Source organism: Enterococcus sp. HMSC078F03 (genome assembly GCF_001811595.1).
In the GTDB taxonomy this organism is placed as follows: Bacteria; Bacillota; Bacilli; order Lactobacillales; family Enterococcaceae; genus Enterococcus; species Enterococcus faecalis.
Genome location: NZ_KV805605.1, coordinates 1 through 549, shown reverse-complemented (window position 1 = coordinate 549; position 549 = coordinate 1). Strand labels below are relative to the sequence as shown.

The window sequence follows — 549 nt, the reverse complement described above, 5'->3', positions numbered from 1 at the left end:
ACATTCTTTTAGAAAACAAAGACAATAAAGACTTAACGTTTACGATGAATCAAGCATTATTGGCCGCCTTAAATGAAGGAAGCAATAAAGTAGGCAAACAAGCTTGGTCTGTGTATCTGGAAGTCGAACGGATCAAAACAGGTGATGTAGAAAACACGCAAACAGAAAACTACAACAAAGAGCTTGTTCGTTCTAATACGGTGGTGACGCATACACCTGATGATCCAAAACCAACCAAAGCCGTTCATAACAAGAAAGGGGAAGACATTAATCATGGAAAAGTGGCTCGTGGTGATGTTCTTTCTTATGAAATGACCTGGGACTTAAAAGGGTACGATAAAGACTTTGCCTTTGATACAGTCGATCTTGCGACAGGCGTTTCTTTCTTCGATGATTACGACGAAACGAAAGTGTCACCAATCAAAGATTTACTTCGTGTCAAAGATTCTAAAGGGGTAGACATTACCAACCAGTTTACGATCTCATGGGACGATGCCAAAGGCACGGTGACGATTTCTGCCAAAGACCCACAAGCCTTTATTCTAGCGT

Annotated in this window: 1 protein-coding gene; it reads left to right on the top strand. The window is 41.0% G+C overall.

The window, feature by feature from the left end:
• On the top strand, positions 1–549 hold a 549-nt coding region (locus tag HMPREF2810_RS15025), incomplete at both ends, for an SspB-related isopeptide-forming adhesin (RefSeq protein WP_176745263.1).